Raw genomic sequence first — 20,058 nt, forward strand, 5'->3', positions numbered from 1 at the left:
TTAAGGAGTGCTCTTTTTAATATCCGGAAAAAGCCGCTTTTTGTTCCATAGTTAAGAAAGAGGATCCGGAGCAGACTGGGCAATTGCTAACCAAGCCGCTGGAATTCGATATGGAGAACAAGAGACATAGTCAATACCGATTTCCCGCAAAAATGCAATGGATTGAGGATCTCCACCTACTTCGCCGCAAACACCGATCGCTTTTTCCTTTGTTTGCTGGCGAATGGATGCTATCGCTTGTTCCATTAGTTGTCCTACACCCGCTTTATCAAGATGTTGATACGGATCCTCAGACAAGATGCCTTGATCTAAATAGCGCTGAATAAATCCAGCAGCATCGTCCCGTGAAAAACCAAAAGTCATTTGTGTCAGGTCATTGGTCCCAAAACTGAAGAAATCAGCTAGCGGAGCTAATTCTTTCGTTAATAAACAGGCTCTTGGTGTTTCTAGCATCATCCCAATCTTGAAAGGTACTTCTTTCTGATAGTGAGCAAAAATTTGCCGGATGTACATTTCAAGACGTTCTCTCAAAACGCGCATTTCTTCCGATATACTGATCAAAGGCAGCATAATCTCAGGATACACAACACTGCCTGTATCAGAAACTTGCAGTGCTGCTTCGATAATCGCAGCTGTCTGCATCTCATAAATCTCAGGATAAGTAATTCCTAGACGGCTTCCTCGATGCCCCATCATCGGATTTACTTCTTGTAGATCATGGATTCGTTGCTTGATTTTTTCTAGAGAGTAGCCACTGCGCTTGGCCATCTCTTCGTATTCTTGGGGTCGTGGTAAAAATTCGTGCAACGGCGGATCCAACAAGCGAATGACACATTTCTGTTCTTTTGTCTGCAGTAACAACTCCTTGAAGTCATTTAACTGAAACGTTTTTAGCTGAGACAAAGCTACCTGTCTTTCTTCGGTCGTTTCAGCTAAAATTACTTGCCGCATCGGCCAGATCCGAGATTCACCAAAAAACATATGCTCCGTTCGCGCTAGTCCAATACCTGCTGCTCCAAAAGAAGCTGCTGTCTTGATTTCTTCGATGGTTTCCGCATTTGCTCGTACTACTAGGTCTGCTCTTTCTTTAGACCAGTCTAAAATCGTCTGCAGCAAACCAAAATCCTGCGAGGCAACCAGTGATAGCGCACCTTGATACAGATTGCCTGTCGTTCCATCCACTGATAGATAGTCTCCTTCTTGAATGATTGCTTCACCACATCGAGCCTGTTTCAAAAATGAATCGACTGCTAACTGATCACAACCTGCCACACAACAAACTCCTAGTCCTCGGGCAACGACTGCCGCATGAGAAGTCATGCCGCCTCGAGAGGTCACGATTGCTTCACTAACAACCATCCCATCAATGTCTTCTGGTGAGGTTTCTTGTCGCAACAAAATAACTTTTTCTCCTGCTTGGTGGGCATTGACCGCTGCTTCTGCAGAAAAATAAACTCGACCTACCGCTGCACCAGGACTGGCAGGTAACCCTTGACCAAGAGGGGATGCTTTAGCAAGTGATTCCGGGGAAAAGATGGGATGTAGCAACTGATCAAGCATGTCTGGTGTCAATCGATGCAGTGCCGCTTTCTTCGTGATCTTTCCTTCAGAAACTAGATCTATAGCAATCTGTACAGCCGCTTTGGCTGTCCGTTTGCCATTACGAGTCTGTAAAACAAATAATCGCCCTTTTTCAATGGTAAATTCGATATCTTGCATGTCTTTGTAATGATCCTCTAATAACTCGGCAATCGCCGAAAACTGCGCGTGGATTTCTGGTTGTGTCTTGGCTAAATCACTAATCGGTCTTGGCGTACGAACCCCCGCGACAACATCTTCTCCTTGTGCACAAGCGAGAAATTCACCAAATAATCCTCTGTGTCCTGTCGTCGGATCGCGAGTAAAAGCAACGCCAGTTCCACTTGCAGCACCACTATTGCCAAAAACCATTTCCTGAACAGTCACGGCAGTTCCTAGATCATGAGCAATTTTGTGGATTTTACGGTAAGTGATAGCCCGGGGATTATTCCACGAACGAAACACAGCTTGAACGGCTGATAATAATTGTTCCAGCGGATCTTGAGGAAATCGTTCTTGCGTATGTTCCATATAAATACTTTTGAAAACCTCGCAAATCTCTTGCCAGTCTGGAGCGACCATTGATTGATCAGAAGGATATCCCTTTTTATGTTTATAGGTCGTTAAATAGGATTCAAAATGACTCTTATCGATCCCTTTAACGACATCCCCATACATTTGGATAAGGCGGCGGTAGCAATCATAGGCAAATGTGGGATTCTTTGTATTCGCTGCCAGCGTCTGTACCGTTTGATCAGTTAATCCCAAATTGAGAATCGTATCCATCATCCTCGGCATGGAATACTTTGCCCCACTGCGAACAGAAACCAGTAGTGGCTGCTGGTTTCCGCCAAAAGACTTGTGGGTTCGTTCTTCCAATGTAGCTACTGCTCGAATAATTTCTTCTACCAACGGCTGTGTAAGTTGCTGGTTTTCTAAAAATTGTCGGCAAACATCTGTTGTAACAATAAATCCCGCAGGAACAGGTAACCCAATACTGGTCATTTCAGCTAGATTTGCTCCTTTCCCCCCTAATAGCTCTTTTTGATCTTTCGTACCTTCTGAGAACCAAACGATATTCTTCATTTTTTTCCGCCTTCCTAATATGATATACTATTAAACTTAAATCGAAGTATATAGTGTATACTATTGATTCGTCAAGAAGAAATTTTTAAGAAGAATTCGCTCCTAAATCCTTTATTGCATTTTCCATGCGGAAAATATATAATAAATAGCATATCACATTTAATTAAAGAAGGTGACACATTGGAATTGACAAAGCGACAACTTAAAATCATTGAAATCGTAAAAGACAATCAACCTATCAGTGGTGAAACCATCGCAAAAAAACTAGGATTCAGCCGTGCTACTTTGCGCAATGATCTCTCTATCCTGACAATGACCGGATTACTCGATGCCCGGCCCAAGGTCGGTTATTTTTATACCGGACAGACCGTAGAACCGCTGTTGTTTGATAAGCTATACCATGCAAGAGTAGCAGAGATTATGATCCCACCGTTAATGATTGAGCAATCCGTTTCGGTATATGACGCTGTGACAACTCTATTCATGTATGATGTCGGGTCTCTTTATGTGAAAAATGCAGAAGAGGAACTAATTGGTGTTCTGTCCCGCAAAGACCTTCTGCGCTTCGCCATCAGCAATTCAGCAGCAGAAAAAACACCGGTGGCAATGATCATGACGCGAATGCCGAATATCGTCACGATTACTGCCGACCAAACTATTTTGACTGCAGGTACCTTATTAGCTAGGCATGAAATAGATACACTCCCTGTTGTTGATGCTGAGAATCCCAAAAAAGTTATTGGTAAAATAACCAAGTCTAAAATTATGAACTACTATATCCAAGCAGGCAATGCGATCGAAAACAATCAATTCTAAGGAGCGAAAAAAATGAAGAATGTTCGACTATATTTGATTTCAGATTCCGTTGGTGAAACAGCACAAAAATTGATTAGTGCAGTTTCCGCACAATTTCCTACGATCGATCTATCCGATATTCAACTGTATCCTTTTACAAATGATGAAGAGAGCTTATTGGAAATCTTACAAGATGCTTTACTGGATAAATCGATTGTTGTGACGACGCTTGTTAACAAAGATTTAGTGAAATTTGTTGAAGCCTTTGCTAAACGCACCGGTCTTCAACATGTCGATTTCATGACACCATTGATCTCAGTAATTGAAGCAACCGTCGGGCTACAAGCGGTTCAGGAACCTGGCGCAATTCACCGTTTAAATCAAGAATACTTCAGTCGTGTCGCTGCAATGGAGTTTGCAGTGAAGTATGATGACGGCAAGGATCCTCGTGGTTTTCTCGATGCTGACATCGTACTGCTCGGTGTTTCCCGTACTTCCAAGACACCGTTAAGTCTCTATATGGCTAATCGTGGTTACAAAGTGGCTAATCTGCCTTTAATACCTGAGGTCGCTTTACCCAAAGAGATCAATCAAATCGATCCCCAAAAAATGATCGGGCTCACTACAAATTCTGACTCACTCGTTGAAATACGCCGTTCTCGACTGGCTTCATTAGGGTTGAAAGAAACTACTAACTATACAGAACCAAGCCGGATCGATGATGAACTAGCCTATGCAAATCAATTATTCCAAGAGCTAGGGATCAATGTCATCGATGTCAGCAAACGGTCGATCGAAGAAAGTTCGATGTTGATCGAAGAATTTTTCAAAAATAATGCCTATGCACACTGAAGATCAATTAAATGATTTCATTGAGATTATCAATTTAGAGGCGATCCAACAGTTACCTAAAGCAACCGAACACTTTGTCAGTGATCTGCATGGTGAATATGAAGCTTTTGATCATATCCTGCGCAACGGTTCAGGCAGCATTCGGGAAAAAGTCGAAACATTGTTTCAATACTCACTGACCGCTTCTGAGAAAACCGAGCTATGTTTTTTGATTTACTATCCAAAAGAAGTATTGCAAGAAAAAGACTATCCGCATGAGGAATGGATCCAATTAATGACTCAACTGGTCAAAGTGGCTCGTTTTACTTCCAGCAAATATACGCGGTCCAAGGTTCGAAAAGCTTTACCAAAACAATTTGCTTATATTTTAGAAGAATTGCTGTATCAATATGACTCGGACTTCAACAAGGAAGCCTATTATAAAGCGATTTTCGATAAGATCATCGACTTATCCCTAGCGCCTCTATTTTGTGAACAGCTAGCATTTTTGATTCAGCGTTTTGTCGTTGATCACCTACATGTTATTGGGGATATTTATGACCGGGGACCCGCACCTGATAAAATCATCGACCGGCTCATGGCGCTTCCTTCTTTGGATATCCAATTAGGGAACCATGATATTTTGTGGATCGGTAGTTACTGCGGTTCTTTCCCTTGTTTAGCAAGTACCATACGGATCGCTGCACGGTATGGAAATTTAGCGTTGTTGAAAGAAGGCTATGGCATCGACCTCTCTAAAGCTATAGCATTTAGTCGTAACCATTATCAAGAAAATAAGGGGTTTTATCCTAAGAAAACTGTTGATGATCTTTCCGAAGAGGAGATTCACGACGCAATGCTCCTCCAGCAAGCCTTTGCAATCATTCAATTCAAGGTAGAGGCCGCTGTGATCAAACGACGCCCTGAATTTCAATTAGCGGATCGTTTGCTATTGGGTAAAATCACAAAGGATTTGCAGCTTCAGCTAGAGGATCACTTTGAGCCTTTGATCCATGCTTGCTTTCAATTGGTTGATCCCGAAGCACCCTATCTTTTGACTGATGAAGAGCAAGAAGTACTGGAGGATCTTCTCAAACAATTTCAATCCTCCGAAAGGTTGGCAACCCATGTACGTTTTCTAGTAGAAAAAGGCACGCTCTATCAAATTTATAATGGCAATCTACTGTACCACGGTTGCATCCCCTGTCATCCTGATGGTCGCTTCCTTTCAGTGTCCTTTGGAGAAACTTCTTATCAGGGCAAAGAATTGCTGGATTTCTTTCAAGAATGTGTAAAACAGAGTTTCGCAACACCAGAAAGGACCGACGATCTGGCGACCGATGTCCTTTGGTATCTCTGGTGTGGAGAAGGGTCTTCTCTTTTCGGTAAAAAATCCATGAAAACCTTCGAGCGCTATTTCATCAGTAATAAACACACACATATTGAAGAAAAAAACGCCTACTATACCCTAAGAGAGAAAGAAGCATTTTGCCGTCGCTTATTCGCTGCGTTTGGATTAGACTCGACGGGACACATCATTAACGGCCACACACCAGTAAAAGTGAAAAAAGGAGAGTCGCCAATCAAAGCCAATGGGCACCTACTGGTAATCGACGGTGGCTTATCTCGCTCCTATCAGGAAGTTACCGGTATCGCCGGTTACACGCTGCTATCTAATTCTTTTGGAATGACACTTGCTGCTCACCAACCATTTACAGATCGTCAGACAGCAATCAAGGAACGGAAGGATCTATTGACGCAAAAGAAAATCGTTCTTCGCCAAACAGAACGAATCACTGTGCGTCAAACGGATATTGGGAAACAACTTCAAGCAGAGAGTGCTAGTTTATTCGCAAAAAATAATCCTATCAATAACTGAGTCATTCAGTTTACTGATAGGATTATTTTTATTTCTAAGTATATTTCTGATTTGTTTTTCAGATGTCTTTGGAGCTATGAAAAGATTTCAACTTCTCTAGTGCTTGTAAAACAAAAATCAGTACTAAAATTGCCAGCGCCAAAAACAACGTCTCTAGTCCCTTTCCTTGTGCCAACAACAACTCCCGCAAAATCGCTGTGATACTGATCAGAATCAGATAACGAACAGGAATATGATGACCTTCTTTTACATACCGCAGTAACATCAAAATGATTTCAAGTAAAATAAATAGCGTAGCAATCTCTTCGATCAAAAAGGATAGATCACTGACTTTTGTCAAAGGAATGACATAAGTAATGATTTTATAAATTGCTTCTGCCATCACAACCAATACCAATACAACTAAAATTGCTAACATAATATCAACAATAGCACTGATCAGCTTTTCAAAGCTTCTGAAATATTTGCTCATAGCGCGCCCCCTTTTCAACTCATTATAAGCGAATTTAATGAAATCACTTTGTGATATGCTTGAAAAAGGTGTACTTTTATTGCACAAAATAATCAGTCGCTACTTCAGCAAATGGATGAATAGTCGTAAGGGATTCGCTGGTTTAAAACTCTGACGATCCTTGCCGAAGCGCTTATCTAAAAAAGGCATCAAATGGTTCTTCTAAAAGAAGTTTTAATGGTTCTGATCCATCCGCAGCATTGGCCGGGTCATTACTATCAATCGGTGTATCACCGGCTTCTGTGCTCTCTTCACTTTCGTCAGAAGTAGTTGTGTTTGTACTGCTTGAACTGCTAGATGAAGAGGTTGAACTACTCGTACTTGAGCTGCTGCTAGAGGAGCTCGTCGTTTCGGATGTACTAGTCGTAGTATCAGAATTTGCTGATCCATTATTGGAAGTGCTAGATGCTGTATCTGTCTCCTTCACTACTGCTTCACTACTGTCAGCTATACTTGCTGATTCTGTAGACGGAATGACCGACGAATCTTCAGTTGATTTTGTTCCACTGGTCTGTGCAGTTGTTTCGGAGTAGGAACTGACCCGTGCTTCATAAAAAGTTTCACTGGTTGTTTCCGTTTCAGACGTACTTGTTTCGGCAACCTGCACTGGTGCTTCAGAAGATGGCTCCGAAGAATTGCGCTGGAACGGGGCCGCAACAAAAGCATTTACGTCTTGATCGATTGCCATACTCAACATAATCGTGACAAAACAACTAACGAGCGCTGACTGCAAATTAAATTTCAACTTCATTGCTATCCCTCACCTTCTCTTTATATGAAGTACCGTGCATTTTTTTGAAGAAATGGTTTTCTCCATCTATTATACAAAAAAAAGAAACGAGCAACAAATTAAGAATTCGTTGCAACAATTGTCCCGTAGTTTACAAGCTTAACATCTGAAACACAAAGAAATAACAGCCATTGCAAGGCTGCTATTTCTTTGATTATAAGCCAACCATTTACTGGATGGGATCTTTTTTACAAATTACGCAAGTGATTTGGGTCATTGATTGGTGTTTCGATATCACTATCTCCCATTCGAGGGGTCGGATGAACCGATTCATCAGGCATTGCTGTCTCACCTGTAACAGGCTGATCAATGATCGCTGTATCTGTTTCTTCGATTCGATCGGTTGCGTGATAATCGTAGACTCCTACCACTAAACGATCTTGCTCAAGGTCATCTCGATAGGCAAATAAAGGATCACTCTCATCATCAATCGTCCGATGGTCATAGTCGCCAAATGAGAAAGCATCTTTGATTTTTTCCCACATTGAACGATCATCATCTGATCCTCCAGTCGCTTCTACTTCTGCACTACTTAACGTATCTAAGCCAAACTGCTCGATGATCGTTGCATTCGCAAACAAAACAATGTCGTCTTTGTTGTACCCTTCGTTTCGCAATTGATCAATTGCTGTCAATGCTTCAGCCCGAGTGTCGTAACTGCCAATAATCGTCAGGTTTCTTTTATCCATTTGAAAGCCTCCTTATTTTGTGTACGCATGAAATCGGTCTATCTTTCAGCACTTCCCTTTTCATTGAAGGAAGTTGCCTACCATTTCATTGTATCTTACTCTGCGAAGGAGACCAAATGGTTTGTTTGCGCTTACGAAAATGATAAGAATCACTGGCTTTATTGGCTCTGCAGTTGCAACCATTCACTGTAAGCATAAACGAACGGTCCGATGCCTTTAGCATCATCGTTGACAACTGGTTCTGAAATATAATACTCATAGGAGCCATCTCTGATTTTGTAGTTGCCTTTTCCCGGCATCCCCCCTAAGCCAGCAACTAAACAGATATCTTTCAACGTAAATTCTCCGTTTTTAATAACCAATTTGTGCCTTACAAGAGCGCGTAGGATCGTCTCGCCGATTTTTTTATATTGTGAAGGAAGAATAGCTAATCGACTGGCTTTTAGCATCACATAACTCAAAGCAGCAGATCCACTCGTCTCTAAATAATTGTCTTCACCGTCTGGTCTATCTGTTACTTGAAAAAAGAGACTCGTTTTTGGATCTTGATAAGCCATTACTGCACCTAAGAGTTCTGTTAAATAGCGCTGCAACTGCTGCTTTTCTTGGAGATAGCCTTCATGGGACAGTAAAATTTCAAGTGTGTCAACTAATGCCATAGCATACCATCCAAGAGAACGAGTCCAAAAGTTTGCGCTACAACCTGTCTTTGGATGCGCCCAAAATGCTGTTCTCGTACAGTCGTATCCGTGATACAGCAATCCTGTTCGCGGATCTTTCATTGACTCCATGACATTTTTGAATTGCCCAATCACATCACTAACATCTGCGGAGTTGCCAAACGTTAGTTGGTATTGGATCGCAAATGGTTGAACCATGTATAAACCGTCTAGCCAAACTTGTTGCGGGTAGACCAGCTTATGCCACATGCTTCCTTCCTTAGTGCGCGGTTGCAACAAAACTTGTCGATACAGATTATCTAGAGCCTTGCGGTATTTGCTTTTCTTAGTGATTGCATATAACTGAAATAATACTTTTCCTTCATTGACTGCGTCACAGTTATATTCTTTTTCATCATACCCCAACGGATTCCCTGCCTCATCAATGTAGTGATCAATAAAGGTTTCAACAAACGCAAGGTAATTCTCGTCTTGTGTTGCATTAAACATGTATTGGATCGCCAGAATCATGCAGCCATCGATATAACTCCAACGGATTGGATGATTGGCTAATCGAGCCTCTTGATTCCAAATAGGTGCTTCTGGCGAAGAATGTGCGATTACTTGATCCAAAAATTGTCTTATTTCTTCCAACTATTTTCTCCTTTGCCAATTCTTAACTTTGTATGCGTAGATGCCTCATGCCCTCCTTCTTTGCCAAACAGTAGTGGCAGGCAAATGAAGAAACAGCTGGCTAGTTTGCATAAAATCTCTCGTTGAAAAATGACTGCCACTGGAACATTTTTGCGATATTTATCTGTTGAAACGATCTGCAGCTGAAAGAATGCTTTTCCGATCGTCTGCTGATTTTGCATGAATGGATATTGGAGTGCAAAATACATACCACACATCAAACAAATCGCAGTCAAAACAGCGACAAAGTCATTATTGATGACCCGACCGATTAGTGGAATTCCTCCTACAAAGATAAGAAATATGGTTAAAATCCCTAAGACAAAATCAACGATTTGTGCGAGAATTCTTCTGATCAACATATGACTACTCTTTACTTCCTGTAGAAGCAACGCCATCAACAAAGTACCGTGATCCCATAAAGAAAATTGCGATCATAGGTAACAGCCCCAAACAAGAAGCAGCGAATACTCTTCCATAGGAGACCATTGCTTCACCGTCTAATAATTGTTTCAATGCTACTGATAGAACCGTTTTATCTGAACTATTCAAATAAATCAATGGTCCTTGGAAATCATTCATGCCCCACATAAAGCTTAGCAATGCAACGGTAATCAGAATGGGTTTGATTACGGGAATAATGATTTTGAACAAAATCTGAAATTCATTACACCCATCCATCACTGCCGCTTCATCTAACTCTCTAGGAATCGTTCGCATAAATTGAATGATCATAAATACAAAAAACGAAGAACTAGCAAAAATATCCGCTACATAAAGGCTGGCAAAACTATCCAAAAGTCCCACCTCACGGTACAACAGATACAGCGGAATGCGAAAAGCCAGTTCTGGCATCAATAATGTAACGATCACGGCACCAAAGACAAATTTTTTCCCTTTAAACGATTTTCGTGCAATCACATAGGCGGTAATCACGCAAGATAAAACTGTAAAAATCGTTTTTGGAATCAAAAATTTCAGTGTATTCCCAAAGAAAAACCAGATAGAATGGTCGCGCGTCAACTGCCAAGCATCGGAAAAATTCGTTGTAACCACACGGTCACTTGGCGGGAAAATACTCAAGCTACCAAAAATATCCCGGTTCTCTTTAAACGCAGAACCAATCATCCAAAACAACGGATAAATCAAGATAATCCCCACACCAATCAATAATCCATAACGAATGATTTCATTCATCCGTCTTCGAGATTTACTCATTTCCATTATTCAGCCCCCTTAATCATTATAAAATACCCACCGATCAGATGACTTGAAAATAATAACCGTAAATATACCGATGATCACCAACAAAATCCATGTTAGTGCACTCGCATAGCCATAATTCCCATTTTGAAAGGCTTGATCATAAATATAAAGATTCAAGAAATAAGTCGTCTTATTTGGTCCACCTTTAGTGATTAAATACGCGGAGTTAAACTCTTGAAACGCTTTGACTAATACATTTACGGCGTTGAACAAAATTACGGGGGTAATAATCGGTACAGTGATATTGAACAGTTGTCTTATTTTTGAAGCCCCATCCATTTCTGCCGCTTCATAAACTGTTTTAGAAACACCTTGCAATGCCGATAAGAAAATCAACATGGTCGAACCGAATTGCCAGGTTTTTAAAATAATCAGGGTAAAAATCGCGAACTTTGGATCTTTTGTCCAGTTAATGGCGACATCGTTTCCGAGTGTAAAAACACTCAGCACCATATTCACAGGTCCGTTGACATCAAAAAGCATGGTCCATAAAATTGAAACAGCTACATTTCCTCCTAAAATAGAAGGAATATAATAAGCGGTACGAAAGAAATTGACTCCCTTAAGCTTAAAATTCAAGATGGCTGCTACTGCAAAAGAGACAATGATAACTGCTGGCGTACCAATCAACACATATTTGATTGTTGCAAAGAAGCTCGCAGTAAACGTATCGTCTTTTGTAAAAATCTCAAGATAATTTTGTAATCCGACAAACTCCGGATCACCTAAAATCGGGTATTCTAACAAACTGTAGTAAAAAGAAATAATGATTGGGTAAACTTTAAAGACTAGGAAGCCAATGATCCATGGCATGAGCATGCAGTAGATCACCCAATTTGTTCTTTTCATTTTTTTCAACATCGCATTTGACTCCTTTACCTTCTAAATGAACGCCCAGATACTAACGGGTTACTTCCAGACATTCTCATTCATGTCCAATTTTATTTCGGAAAAAGAAGGGTACGGGGCTTAACTAAGTCCCGCATTCCTTCTTGTTGCTTCCTTATTCTTGGTAATACTTATCAAGTGCTGCTTGCTGTTTCTCAATGAATTGCTTCGCAGCTTCCTCCGACGTGAACTTTCCTGTCCGAAATGCCTCGTAAACCGTATATCTTTCTCCCCGCACATTTTCGTCTTCAAAGTATGGATCTAATACCGTTTGTTCATAGTCATCCAATTTGGCGTACCCTTCAGCCACAGCACCTTCGACTAGTTGATTCGCCACTTGCAGATCGTAACAAACTGTGTTGCTTGAAATACCCAAAGAATCTCCGGCAGCCTTCACCGCTTGCTCATTGGTAAACAAGAACTCAATAAAAGTGGCTGCTGCTTCAGGATGTTTCGAATTTTTTGAAATTGCGTAGCCAAAGTTTGGTTTTACATAGATACTTGGTTTAGAGTCAGCATCGACTTGCAAGAAATCTCCTACAACTAACTCATCTAACCCGTCGCCGCCTTTGTATGAGTTTGTCCATTTCGCCAGTGAGTTTGCCCACTCATAAACAGAGCCTGCATTGCCTTCTACCCACTGAGGGTTTGATTCCGTATCGATTGGGCTTGTTTGCTCAAAAGTCGGCAGTGCACCAGCATCTTCCAATTCTTTATATCTTTCAAGCACTTCTTTCACTTCAGCCACACTATAGTTGACTGTCCCATCGGTCTGCATGATCTTCCCTGTATAGTTGTAAAGCATCTGAGCAATAAATAGATCTAATGAGAACTCTCCCACATTGAGATATGCGTACTGATTGTCTTCACCAGTTGGCGTATTCCCTTTCGCAATGACTTCTCCCGCTGCCAAAAGATCATCATAGGTCGTTGGCAGTTCCAACCCATTGGCTTCATAAAGTGCTTGGTTCATCAAAGGAACCCGACCGGTCATTCCGTGGGGAACCGCCGCTTGTTCACCACCCACTTGCATCGCTTCTAAATAAGAACTTTCCCAATTGTCTAGCGTCAAATAGTCACTGACCTCATTCAAGTCCATAAAGATATTCTTGCCCTTCCCGAATGAAAAGAGCCAATTGTAATTCACTTGCATCACGTCTGCTTCAGTTTTACCGGATAGCTGAGTCAATGTCTTTTCTTGCCATCCATCCCACGCACCATACTCTGTGTTAACCGTGATATGCGGATATTCCTCTTCAAAAAGAGCCACCACATCTTGCATCGCATCATGGCGATTATCCGCTCCCCACCAAGCAAACTTAATCGTCACTGCTTCTGGATCTTTTGTTGAACCACTGCTGTCAGAACCAGTAGTATCAGGCTGAGATCCACACGCTGCTAGAACTAAAGTACTAAAAAGACTGGCAACCAATATCTTCTTTTTCATCTGATTATTTCCTCCTCCATAAAATGCACACGTTTACAATTTTTCATTTATGTATCCGCTTACTGATTTTATCGGACAAAAAATGTCGCAGCAATAGACAAGCAAAACTTGCACAAAAAAGTGACGTAATATCCGCGAACTTGTACAATATTGACTTTTTTAACAGGAAAATAATCCCCCTTTCATGCCTGTGCAAAGATGAGTAACTATTTAGAAATTATTTTTTTCTCGCAGACTTTCTTTGTATGCAATTTGTTTCTTGCGGTATTGCAAAGGGGATGTCTCTGTATATTTTTTGAACACACGGTTGTAATAGGTAATGTTGCTGTACCCACTTTTTCTCGCTATTTCAGCAATATCCCAATCTGTATCTTCCAGTAATCGCTGAGACTGACGGATTCGTTGAATGTTGGTATATTCAGTGATGGTGTAGCCTGTTGCTCGCTTGAAGATACGGCATAAATAGGATTTGTCGAGATAAAAAGACGAAGCGATTTGTTCCAATGAATGGATCGATGCATAGTTCTGACGAATAAAGGCTGCAATTTGATTAACTAGCTCGCTTTGTTTTCCCAAACTTTCTGCCGGTTCATCAGAAAGCCCCCTGAAGTTCTTGATCCGCTGAATAAAAATAAAAAGTTCGATTAATTTTGTTTCGACCATTACTTGGTAATTGTATTCTTTCTGGATCACTTCATCTGCGATTTTCGCTAAGAGCGTTTGTACGTAAGAGCGATCCGCTGGCGGAATCTGAATGATGCCATGATGTTTTAAAAAAAAGGTCTCCAGATCTATTCCCATGGATTGAGCGATTCTTGGAAATTTGCTGGCTTCATAGAGAACGAGTACACGATCATGATAAATATACTTTCCTGAGAATGTATTGTGGACACAGTCGGGGTGAATCATAACCAATGTACCAGGTTGGACTTTATAGGTTTTTTCTCCAATCAAAAAATAGCGGTTCCCTTCTATAAAATATTGGATTTCGCATTCAGAATGCCAATGCTTCACCATATTGTAGATACTATCTCGTCGTGAGCGATCAATCGTCAATCCGTTCATCATCCCACTATAAACAATCGTCTTCATACTCTCCACTCCTTTCTTTGTTTTCTATTTTACCTAAAAAATAGGAAACTCCATAGGGGGGACGGAACCAAAATCTGCTTGTATTCTTTGACAGAGGTAAACAGAATGATTCTAAAAGACCATTCAAAAATAAATCTATCTTCAGCGATTTTTATTACGAACAAACCAGCAAAAAAGCATTACCCGATATCACGAATGTGTATCGGGTAATGCTGATTGATTTTCTTATGAGTTGCGTGAAATCAGGCGTTTCACTATTTCACGATCAATTTTTGACCAACATAAATGATATTATTGGACAAGCGATTCCATGAAGTGATTTGGTCAATACTACTACCGTACTTTTGCGCAAGAGACCACAGACTGTCCCCAGATTTAACGGTATGATATTTGGTCGAAGAACTATTATTGACAGAACTATTACTTGAAGAAGCATTCGTCGCGGTCTTCATAAGATAGGCACCACTGACCCAGCCTTTGCCAGAAACATAGTACCATTTGTTATTCCCATTAACACTAGTACCACTTTTAACGACTGTTGCTGTTACGGTACTGCCTTGGCTCAGTGAACCAACGATGCTGCCACTTGTCGATGCTGTAGAACGAATATTCAATGTCGCGGTCGTTTTCATCTTTTGATTGATCGAATCACCTGTATTCGATGTATTCGACGATGAGCTAGAGTCACTCGTTAAATACGCGCCGCTGACCCAGCCTTTGCCAGAAACATAGTACCATTTCGTATTGCCATTGACACTAGTACCATTTTTGACGGCTGTTGCTGTCACGGTACTGCCTTGGCTCAATGAGCCAACAATGCTGCCACTCGTCGATGCTGTAGAACGAATATTTAATGTCGCAGTTGTCTTCATCTTTTGGTTGATTCCAGTATTGGCAGTATTATCATTTGCATTGCCTGATGTTGATCCAGAATTTACTTCTGTTAAATACGCGCCGCTGACCCAACCTTTGCCAGAAACATAGTACCATTTCGTATTGCCATTGACGCTCGTTCCTGTTTTGACTGCCGTTGCTGTCACAGTGCTACCTTGACTCAATGAGCCAACGATGCTGCCACTCGTCGATGCTGTAGAACGAATATTCAATGTCGCAGTCGTCTTCATCTTTTGGTTGATTCCAGTATTGGCAGTATTATCATTTGTATTGCCTGATGTTGATCCAGAATTTACTTCTGTTAAATACGCACCACTGACCCAGCCTTTGCCAGAAACTTTATACCAATTTGTATTGCCATTGACGCTCGTTCCTGTTTTGACCGCAACTGCCGTAAATGTTGTATTCGCAGTAAGTGAGCCGGTAACCGCTGCTGTAGTAGACGCATCTGAACGGATATTCATAGATGCAGTCGTTTTCATTTGCTTTTGAATCGCGTTTTCTTCTACAGGGGTCTCAACATTATTCATGTCACCGTTCCCAGCGGAACTGCCACTATCGTATTGAGTTAAGTTATACGTTGCAATAAGATTGTTCAATTTGCTGGCATAGGAAGTATCAGTCGCATAGCGTCCTTGCAGCCATGCCGTTGCTTCTGTATATGATCTCGTATTGCTCTTCCAAGCACCGCTGTAGTAATAGCTACCGGCAGCAAAACTGGTATTTCGTAAGACATACGCATTATCTTGGAAAGATTCTCTTAAAGATGGATATTTGCGGAACTTCGCTATAATTTGATAATAATTGCCCGAACCATTATCTTCCAATGTTGCCATTTCGACATACTGCCCATTATAACTTCCTTTGATCCCAAACATATTGTTCGCTTGGGTCGTCAAAGTCGAAGTACCCCAGCCGGATTCTAGGATAGCTTGTGCAATCATCACTGATGCATAGAGATCATTAGCGGCAGCTACTTCTGTTGCATAACCACTTGCTTTCGCAATAAAGCCACTCGTATCAGCACGTGCTGAGAAAATCGAGGTTCTTGCTAACGTAGGAGCAGCAACAATTGGTGTCTCAACGACCGCTGTATCTTCCGTGATAGTTTCCTGTGGCGTCGTCGCTTTCTCAGGTGTTGTAACAGGCTGCTCTTCAATAGGAACAGTTGGTTCTGTTGTTTCCTCTGTCGAAATCGTCTCGTCAGCACTGCTTTGAATGCTGTCTCCAGTTGAATCAGTGGAGTTATTTCCTCCAGATACTTGTTCTTCTGTGATTTCTGCTTGGTTTTTTGCATCATCTGAAGTCGCTGTTTCTGCAGCTAAAACCAAATTTGGTGCAATCGTTGAACCTGCTACCACAGTTGTAGCCATCGTCAACCCTTTTTTTGCTAATAATGAACGCTTCAATCGTTTTTCTAAACGGCGTCTTTCTTTACGAATCGTCATTTCATGCCTCCCAACAAACATAGTCTCTTTATTCTAACATTTTTTTAATAAAGGTACAAAAGAGGGTTTTTTCTCACCCTGTTTTCTCTTCAAATCCTGATCATTTATCTAGAGATTCAATAAAGGCCTTACGCCCTATGGTGTTAAAAACTGAAATCGTAGTAAATAGACAGAAACACCCAACATGAATCGGGCATCTCTGTCTATTTTACTTATAATTAAACTATCTCCATCGGTACATGTTCTCTTCTTGCTTCTGTTAATGTTAAGTCGAAAAAATAGCGCACAACTCAATGATAAAAATCAAAGCGGCCTTTTGCTAACACTTCTTTGACCCCACCAGTTAGGAACAGGGAGCGGTCCATGATGGCTTTTTTGACAAATGATGCTGGATAACCTTTTACAGGCATTTTACCCACCAAACCAAAGGCATGCGTGTTCCCAATAGAGGCTACAGATCCTAAAGATTCAAAATGAAAGTCTTCCGTTTTTTCACCTTTAATCAAGTGTAGACAGTTTTTGGCAGCTTGATACCCCATTTTCAAAGCAATCTGTGCTGTCGTTGGATAAGGGCGATTTGTTGCAGGATCCATCACAGCTGAAACATCCCCTACTACAAAAACATTACTGTGCTCTGGATCACTTAAATCTTGGTTGACCATCACACGTCCACGGCGAGCCGCATAATTTGAATCTGCCATGACATGACTTCCACTGACACCTGTTGTCCAAATGATCGTTTTAGCAGACAATTCTTCTGTAGCACCCGTTTCAGCATCCGTCTGATAAACAACTACTCCAGGCTTGATTTCTTTGATTGGTTTTCCTGTTAGAAATTCAACACCCCATTTTACCAAGTTATTGATTCCATAGGCAGACAGATTTTCATCAAACATCGGTAATAACCGCGTAACTGCTTCTACACAAAAGAGCTTGATTTCTTCTGCTTGGACACCTGCAATCTCAGCAAATTCCTTCCGATTTTCCACTAAAGAACCTAAGAGTTCTACTCCAGTGAATCCCGCGCCACATACCACGATTTTCAATAAATCTGGATCTTGTGTTTTTTTGTATTCTTTCATTTGTTTCAATAAATGATGATAAATAGTTTCTGCCGAATCAACATCTACCATTTCCAGTGCGTTTTCATTAACACCTGGGATCCCAAATGACTCAGATTCAAATCCTAATGCTACGATCAAATAATCATAGGAAAGAGATGTTTGATCCGTAAACATGATCCGTTGACTTTGACGGTCAATCGTTGCAACTTCATTTTGTAGGAAAGTTGTTTTTTGTGGTCGTACCACATCAGCGATATCGTAACTAATTCGCTCTCTTGGCTGCGTTCCAGCAGCCACTTCATGCAAATCTGTCGCTTCATAATGGTAGTCATTCTTATCTACTAATGTAATATGAAAATCACCTTTTTCTCCTTGTAATACATGCAATGCTCGCAACCCTGCGTAGCCTGCTCCTAAAATGACAACTTCCTTCATTTCCTATTACTTCCTTTCTTCCTTCAAAAAATTATAAAATCAAACCGATCGCAAAACTAATGACCTGCGCACATGCACCGACCGCAAGGATCTTTACAGCGCAGACAAAGGTTTCGCGTTTGATTTGTTTATGCATAAATAGTTTTGTCTGTTTCCAGACAAATGGTAAGACGAGAAACGTCAACAACATCGTCCATGGTGCTAAATGCAGAACCACTGCTGTCAAGATCGCTACAAATGCAATAATGTTCAAAAGAACAAATAGCCGTAATCCTTGACTCTTTCCTAAATAATGCACCAATGTATAACGATTGTTGTTTTCATCTTCCTCCAAATCACAAATATTGTTGGCCAGCATCAAGTTAGCGATCCACAATGTATTGGGTAGTGCGATTAGAAATATTCCACCCAAGGTCGCGCTATTCCATTGAAATGTTTCATAAGTATTCAAATATACACAAATCAACGAAATCATGAAGCCCATCGTAAATCCTGAAAAAAACTCACCTAGCGGTAAACTCGATAAAGGCCGCGGACCTGATGAGTAAAAGATACCAATCAAGTAACAATAAAGCCCCATCCAAAACAAGGGCCAACCGACGAAATAGGCCAATACGATACCCATCACCGCCGAAATGACGATCATACCGATCATTAAGCGAAAAACGAATGGAAGCGAGAGCTGCTCGCGTCCGATAATATTTGTTTTTTCTTTGTAATCATGAACTTCTGTTGCGTGATGGTAATCGTTATAATTATCTAAAATATCTACTGCCATGTTGAAGATCAGCATAGCAATAAAGTATAACACCACATAACCTAAATGAATTGAGCCGTAGTTATACCAACTGTAACAAATTCCGATAAAAAATGGGAGGACACTGGCTGTTTTCGCTTTAAATTCCACAAGCTCCAAAAATACTGGGAGTGTCAAATACTCATCTCCTTTTGATAAATGCACTTAACTAGTCAATAGACTCCCTTTAAGTTAGAATAAGGGCTGAATGACTGGTAGAAAGGGTTTTAATATGTTGAATTTTTGGATCGATTATCCTTCGATCGAGCAAAGACTAAAAACTGTCTGTTCGATCATTGAAGAACGCGTAACTGTTCGTAACAAAGAAATACAAGATGTATTAGTTGATTTTACTTATTCTGGAGGAAAAATGCTGCGTCCAGCATTATTTTTCTTATTCGCTGATCTAGGCGAACCCATTGATGAAAGAAATGATCAATTAACCAAAATTGCTGCTTCATTAGAAATCTTACATATGGCAACCTTGATTCACGATGACATCATTGATGATTCGCCGTTGCGTCGCGGACGCATCACTGTCCAAGCAAAATATGGCAAAGATATCGCTGTTTACACAGGTGATCTGCTCTTCACCCAATTCTTTGAGTTATTGATCGAGAGCATGAATGGCTCTCATTTTTTGGCTACAAATGCCCAAGCAATGAAACGCCTTTTGCTGGGAGAATTAGATCAAATGCACACACGCTACAATATAGATGAATCAATTGCTGATTACTTACAAAGCATCAATGGTAAAACTGCCGAATTATTCTGGCTGGCCTGCATCGAAGGTGCTCATTTTGGCGGTCTCGACTTAGAAAACCAAGAACGGGCTGGTGAGATCGGACGAAACATCGGCATCGCTTTTCAAGTTTTTGATGATATTTTGGACTATACAGCAGATTCTGGAACGTTGAAAAAACCCGTTCTTGAAGACTTGGCACAAGGAGTCTATACATTACCTCTGCTCTTTGCTAAAGAACAAAATCCTGCCGCATTTGAGAGCTATCTGTCCAAAAAAAGCGAGTTGACCACAGAGGAGGCCACAGAGGTTGCTGAATTAGTGTGCCGTTATCATGGCGTCGAAAAAGCCACCGATTTTGCTGTTTCTTATACCGAAAAAGCACTAGCCGACATCGAACTGCTGCCGAACACCCCTAGCAAAGAAAAAATTCGCGAGCTAACACAACTGCTTTTGCAACGAAATTATTGATCAT

At 41.0% G+C, this 20,058-nt stretch carries 17 protein-coding genes; 4 read left to right on the forward strand and 13 right to left on the reverse strand.

Going from position 1 to position 20,058, the window contains the following annotated elements; genetic code table 11:
- Nucleotides 1-51: 51 nt before the first annotated feature.
- Nucleotides 52-2,664, reverse strand: a complete 2,613-nt coding sequence (gene ppdK, locus EG2_RS04440) for a pyruvate, phosphate dikinase (RefSeq protein WP_060813700.1) — start codon at nucleotides 2,662-2,664, stop codon at nucleotides 52-54.
- 180 nt (nucleotides 2,665-2,844) lie between these two features.
- On the opposite strand from ppdK, the gene EG2_RS04445 reads away from it, so the two are divergent.
- From EG2_RS04445 to EG2_RS04455, 3 genes are read left to right on the forward strand one after another with little or no spacing between them, the layout of a single operon-like run.
- A complete protein-coding gene (locus EG2_RS04445; protein WP_060813701.1) occupies nucleotides 2,845-3,480 on the forward strand; it encodes a helix-turn-helix transcriptional regulator in 636 nt (211 codons plus the stop codon).
- 12 nt (nucleotides 3,481-3,492) lie between these two features.
- Nucleotides 3,493-4,311, forward strand: a complete 819-nt coding sequence (locus EG2_RS04450) for a pyruvate, water dikinase regulatory protein (RefSeq protein ID WP_060813702.1) — start codon at nucleotides 3,493-3,495, stop codon at nucleotides 4,309-4,311.
- Nucleotides 4,295-6,169 (forward strand): fructose-1,6-bisphosphatase, encoded by a 1,875-nt coding sequence (locus EG2_RS04455; protein ID WP_115241642.1) that lies wholly within the window; start codon nucleotides 4,295-4,297, stop codon nucleotides 6,167-6,169. Before EG2_RS04450 ends, EG2_RS04455 begins: the two co-directional genes overlap by 17 nt.
- 58 nt (nucleotides 6,170-6,227) lie before the next feature.
- Here EG2_RS04455 and EG2_RS04460 read toward each other — a convergent pair whose 3' ends face one another.
- The 12 genes from EG2_RS04460 to EG2_RS04515 form a co-directional block, all read right to left on the reverse strand.
- Nucleotides 6,228-6,641: a phosphate-starvation-inducible PsiE family protein gene (locus EG2_RS04460; protein WP_060813703.1), complete on the reverse strand. Its 414-nt coding sequence runs from the start codon at nucleotides 6,639-6,641 to the stop codon at nucleotides 6,228-6,230.
- A gap of 172 nt (nucleotides 6,642-6,813) precedes the next feature.
- The gene (locus EG2_RS04465) at nucleotides 6,814-7,431 is read right to left on the reverse strand and encodes a hypothetical protein (protein ID WP_060813704.1); all 618 of its coding nucleotides are present in this window, start codon (nucleotides 7,429-7,431) and stop codon (nucleotides 6,814-6,816) included.
- A gap of 227 nt (nucleotides 7,432-7,658) precedes the next feature.
- A complete protein-coding gene (locus EG2_RS04470) occupies nucleotides 7,659-8,159 on the reverse strand; it encodes a general stress protein (protein ID WP_003129022.1) in 501 nt (166 codons plus the stop codon).
- A gap of 158 nt (nucleotides 8,160-8,317) precedes the next feature.
- A complete protein-coding gene (locus EG2_RS04475) occupies nucleotides 8,318-9,472 on the reverse strand; it encodes a glycoside hydrolase family 88/105 protein (protein ID WP_060813705.1) in 1,155 nt (384 codons plus the stop codon).
- On the reverse strand, nucleotides 9,460-9,873 hold the full coding sequence (locus EG2_RS04480; protein ID WP_060813706.1) for an RDD family protein: 414 nt from the start codon (nucleotides 9,871-9,873) through the stop codon (nucleotides 9,460-9,462). Before EG2_RS04480 ends, EG2_RS04475 begins: the two co-directional genes overlap by 13 nt.
- A 4-nt stretch (nucleotides 9,874-9,877) precedes the next feature.
- Nucleotides 9,878-10,735 (reverse strand): carbohydrate ABC transporter permease, encoded by an 858-nt coding sequence (locus tag EG2_RS04485; protein ID WP_172461408.1) that lies wholly within the window; start codon nucleotides 10,733-10,735, stop codon nucleotides 9,878-9,880.
- A gap of 12 nt (nucleotides 10,736-10,747) precedes the next feature.
- Nucleotides 10,748-11,638, reverse strand: coding sequence for a carbohydrate ABC transporter permease (locus EG2_RS04490; RefSeq protein ID WP_005473010.1), 891 nt, complete (start codon nucleotides 11,636-11,638; stop codon nucleotides 10,748-10,750).
- A 142-nt stretch (nucleotides 11,639-11,780) separates the two neighbouring features.
- A complete protein-coding gene (locus EG2_RS04495) occupies nucleotides 11,781-13,112 on the reverse strand; it encodes an ABC transporter substrate-binding protein (protein ID WP_060813707.1) in 1,332 nt (443 codons plus the stop codon).
- 210 nt (nucleotides 13,113-13,322) lie between these two features.
- On the reverse strand, nucleotides 13,323-14,204 hold the full coding sequence (locus tag EG2_RS04500) for an AraC family transcriptional regulator (RefSeq protein ID WP_060813708.1): 882 nt from the start codon (nucleotides 14,202-14,204) through the stop codon (nucleotides 13,323-13,325).
- Between the two features lie 254 nt (nucleotides 14,205-14,458).
- Nucleotides 14,459-16,546 (reverse strand): SH3 domain-containing protein, encoded by a 2,088-nt coding sequence (locus tag EG2_RS04505; protein WP_060813709.1) that lies wholly within the window; start codon nucleotides 16,544-16,546, stop codon nucleotides 14,459-14,461.
- A gap of 290 nt (nucleotides 16,547-16,836) precedes the next feature.
- Nucleotides 16,837-18,045 carry an NAD(P)/FAD-dependent oxidoreductase gene (locus tag EG2_RS04510; protein WP_060813710.1) on the reverse strand — a complete coding sequence of 403 codons (1,209 nt, stop codon included), beginning with the start codon at nucleotides 18,043-18,045 and terminating at the stop codon, nucleotides 16,837-16,839.
- A 31-nt stretch (nucleotides 18,046-18,076) separates the two neighbouring features.
- Entirely contained in the window at nucleotides 18,077-18,979 is a 903-nt protein-coding gene (locus EG2_RS04515; RefSeq protein WP_060813711.1) for a prenyltransferase, read from the reverse strand.
- Between the two features lie 94 nt (nucleotides 18,980-19,073).
- Here EG2_RS04515 and EG2_RS04520 point away from each other — a divergent pair, with 94 nt between their 5' ends.
- A complete protein-coding gene (locus tag EG2_RS04520; protein ID WP_060813712.1) occupies nucleotides 19,074-20,054 on the forward strand; it encodes a polyprenyl synthetase family protein in 981 nt (326 codons plus the stop codon).
- Nucleotides 20,055-20,058: the final 4 nt, after the last annotated feature.

Source organism: Enterococcus gallinarum NBRC 100675 (assembly GCF_001544275.1).
In the GTDB taxonomy this organism is placed as follows: Bacteria; Bacillota; Bacilli; order Lactobacillales; family Enterococcaceae; genus Enterococcus_D; species Enterococcus_D gallinarum.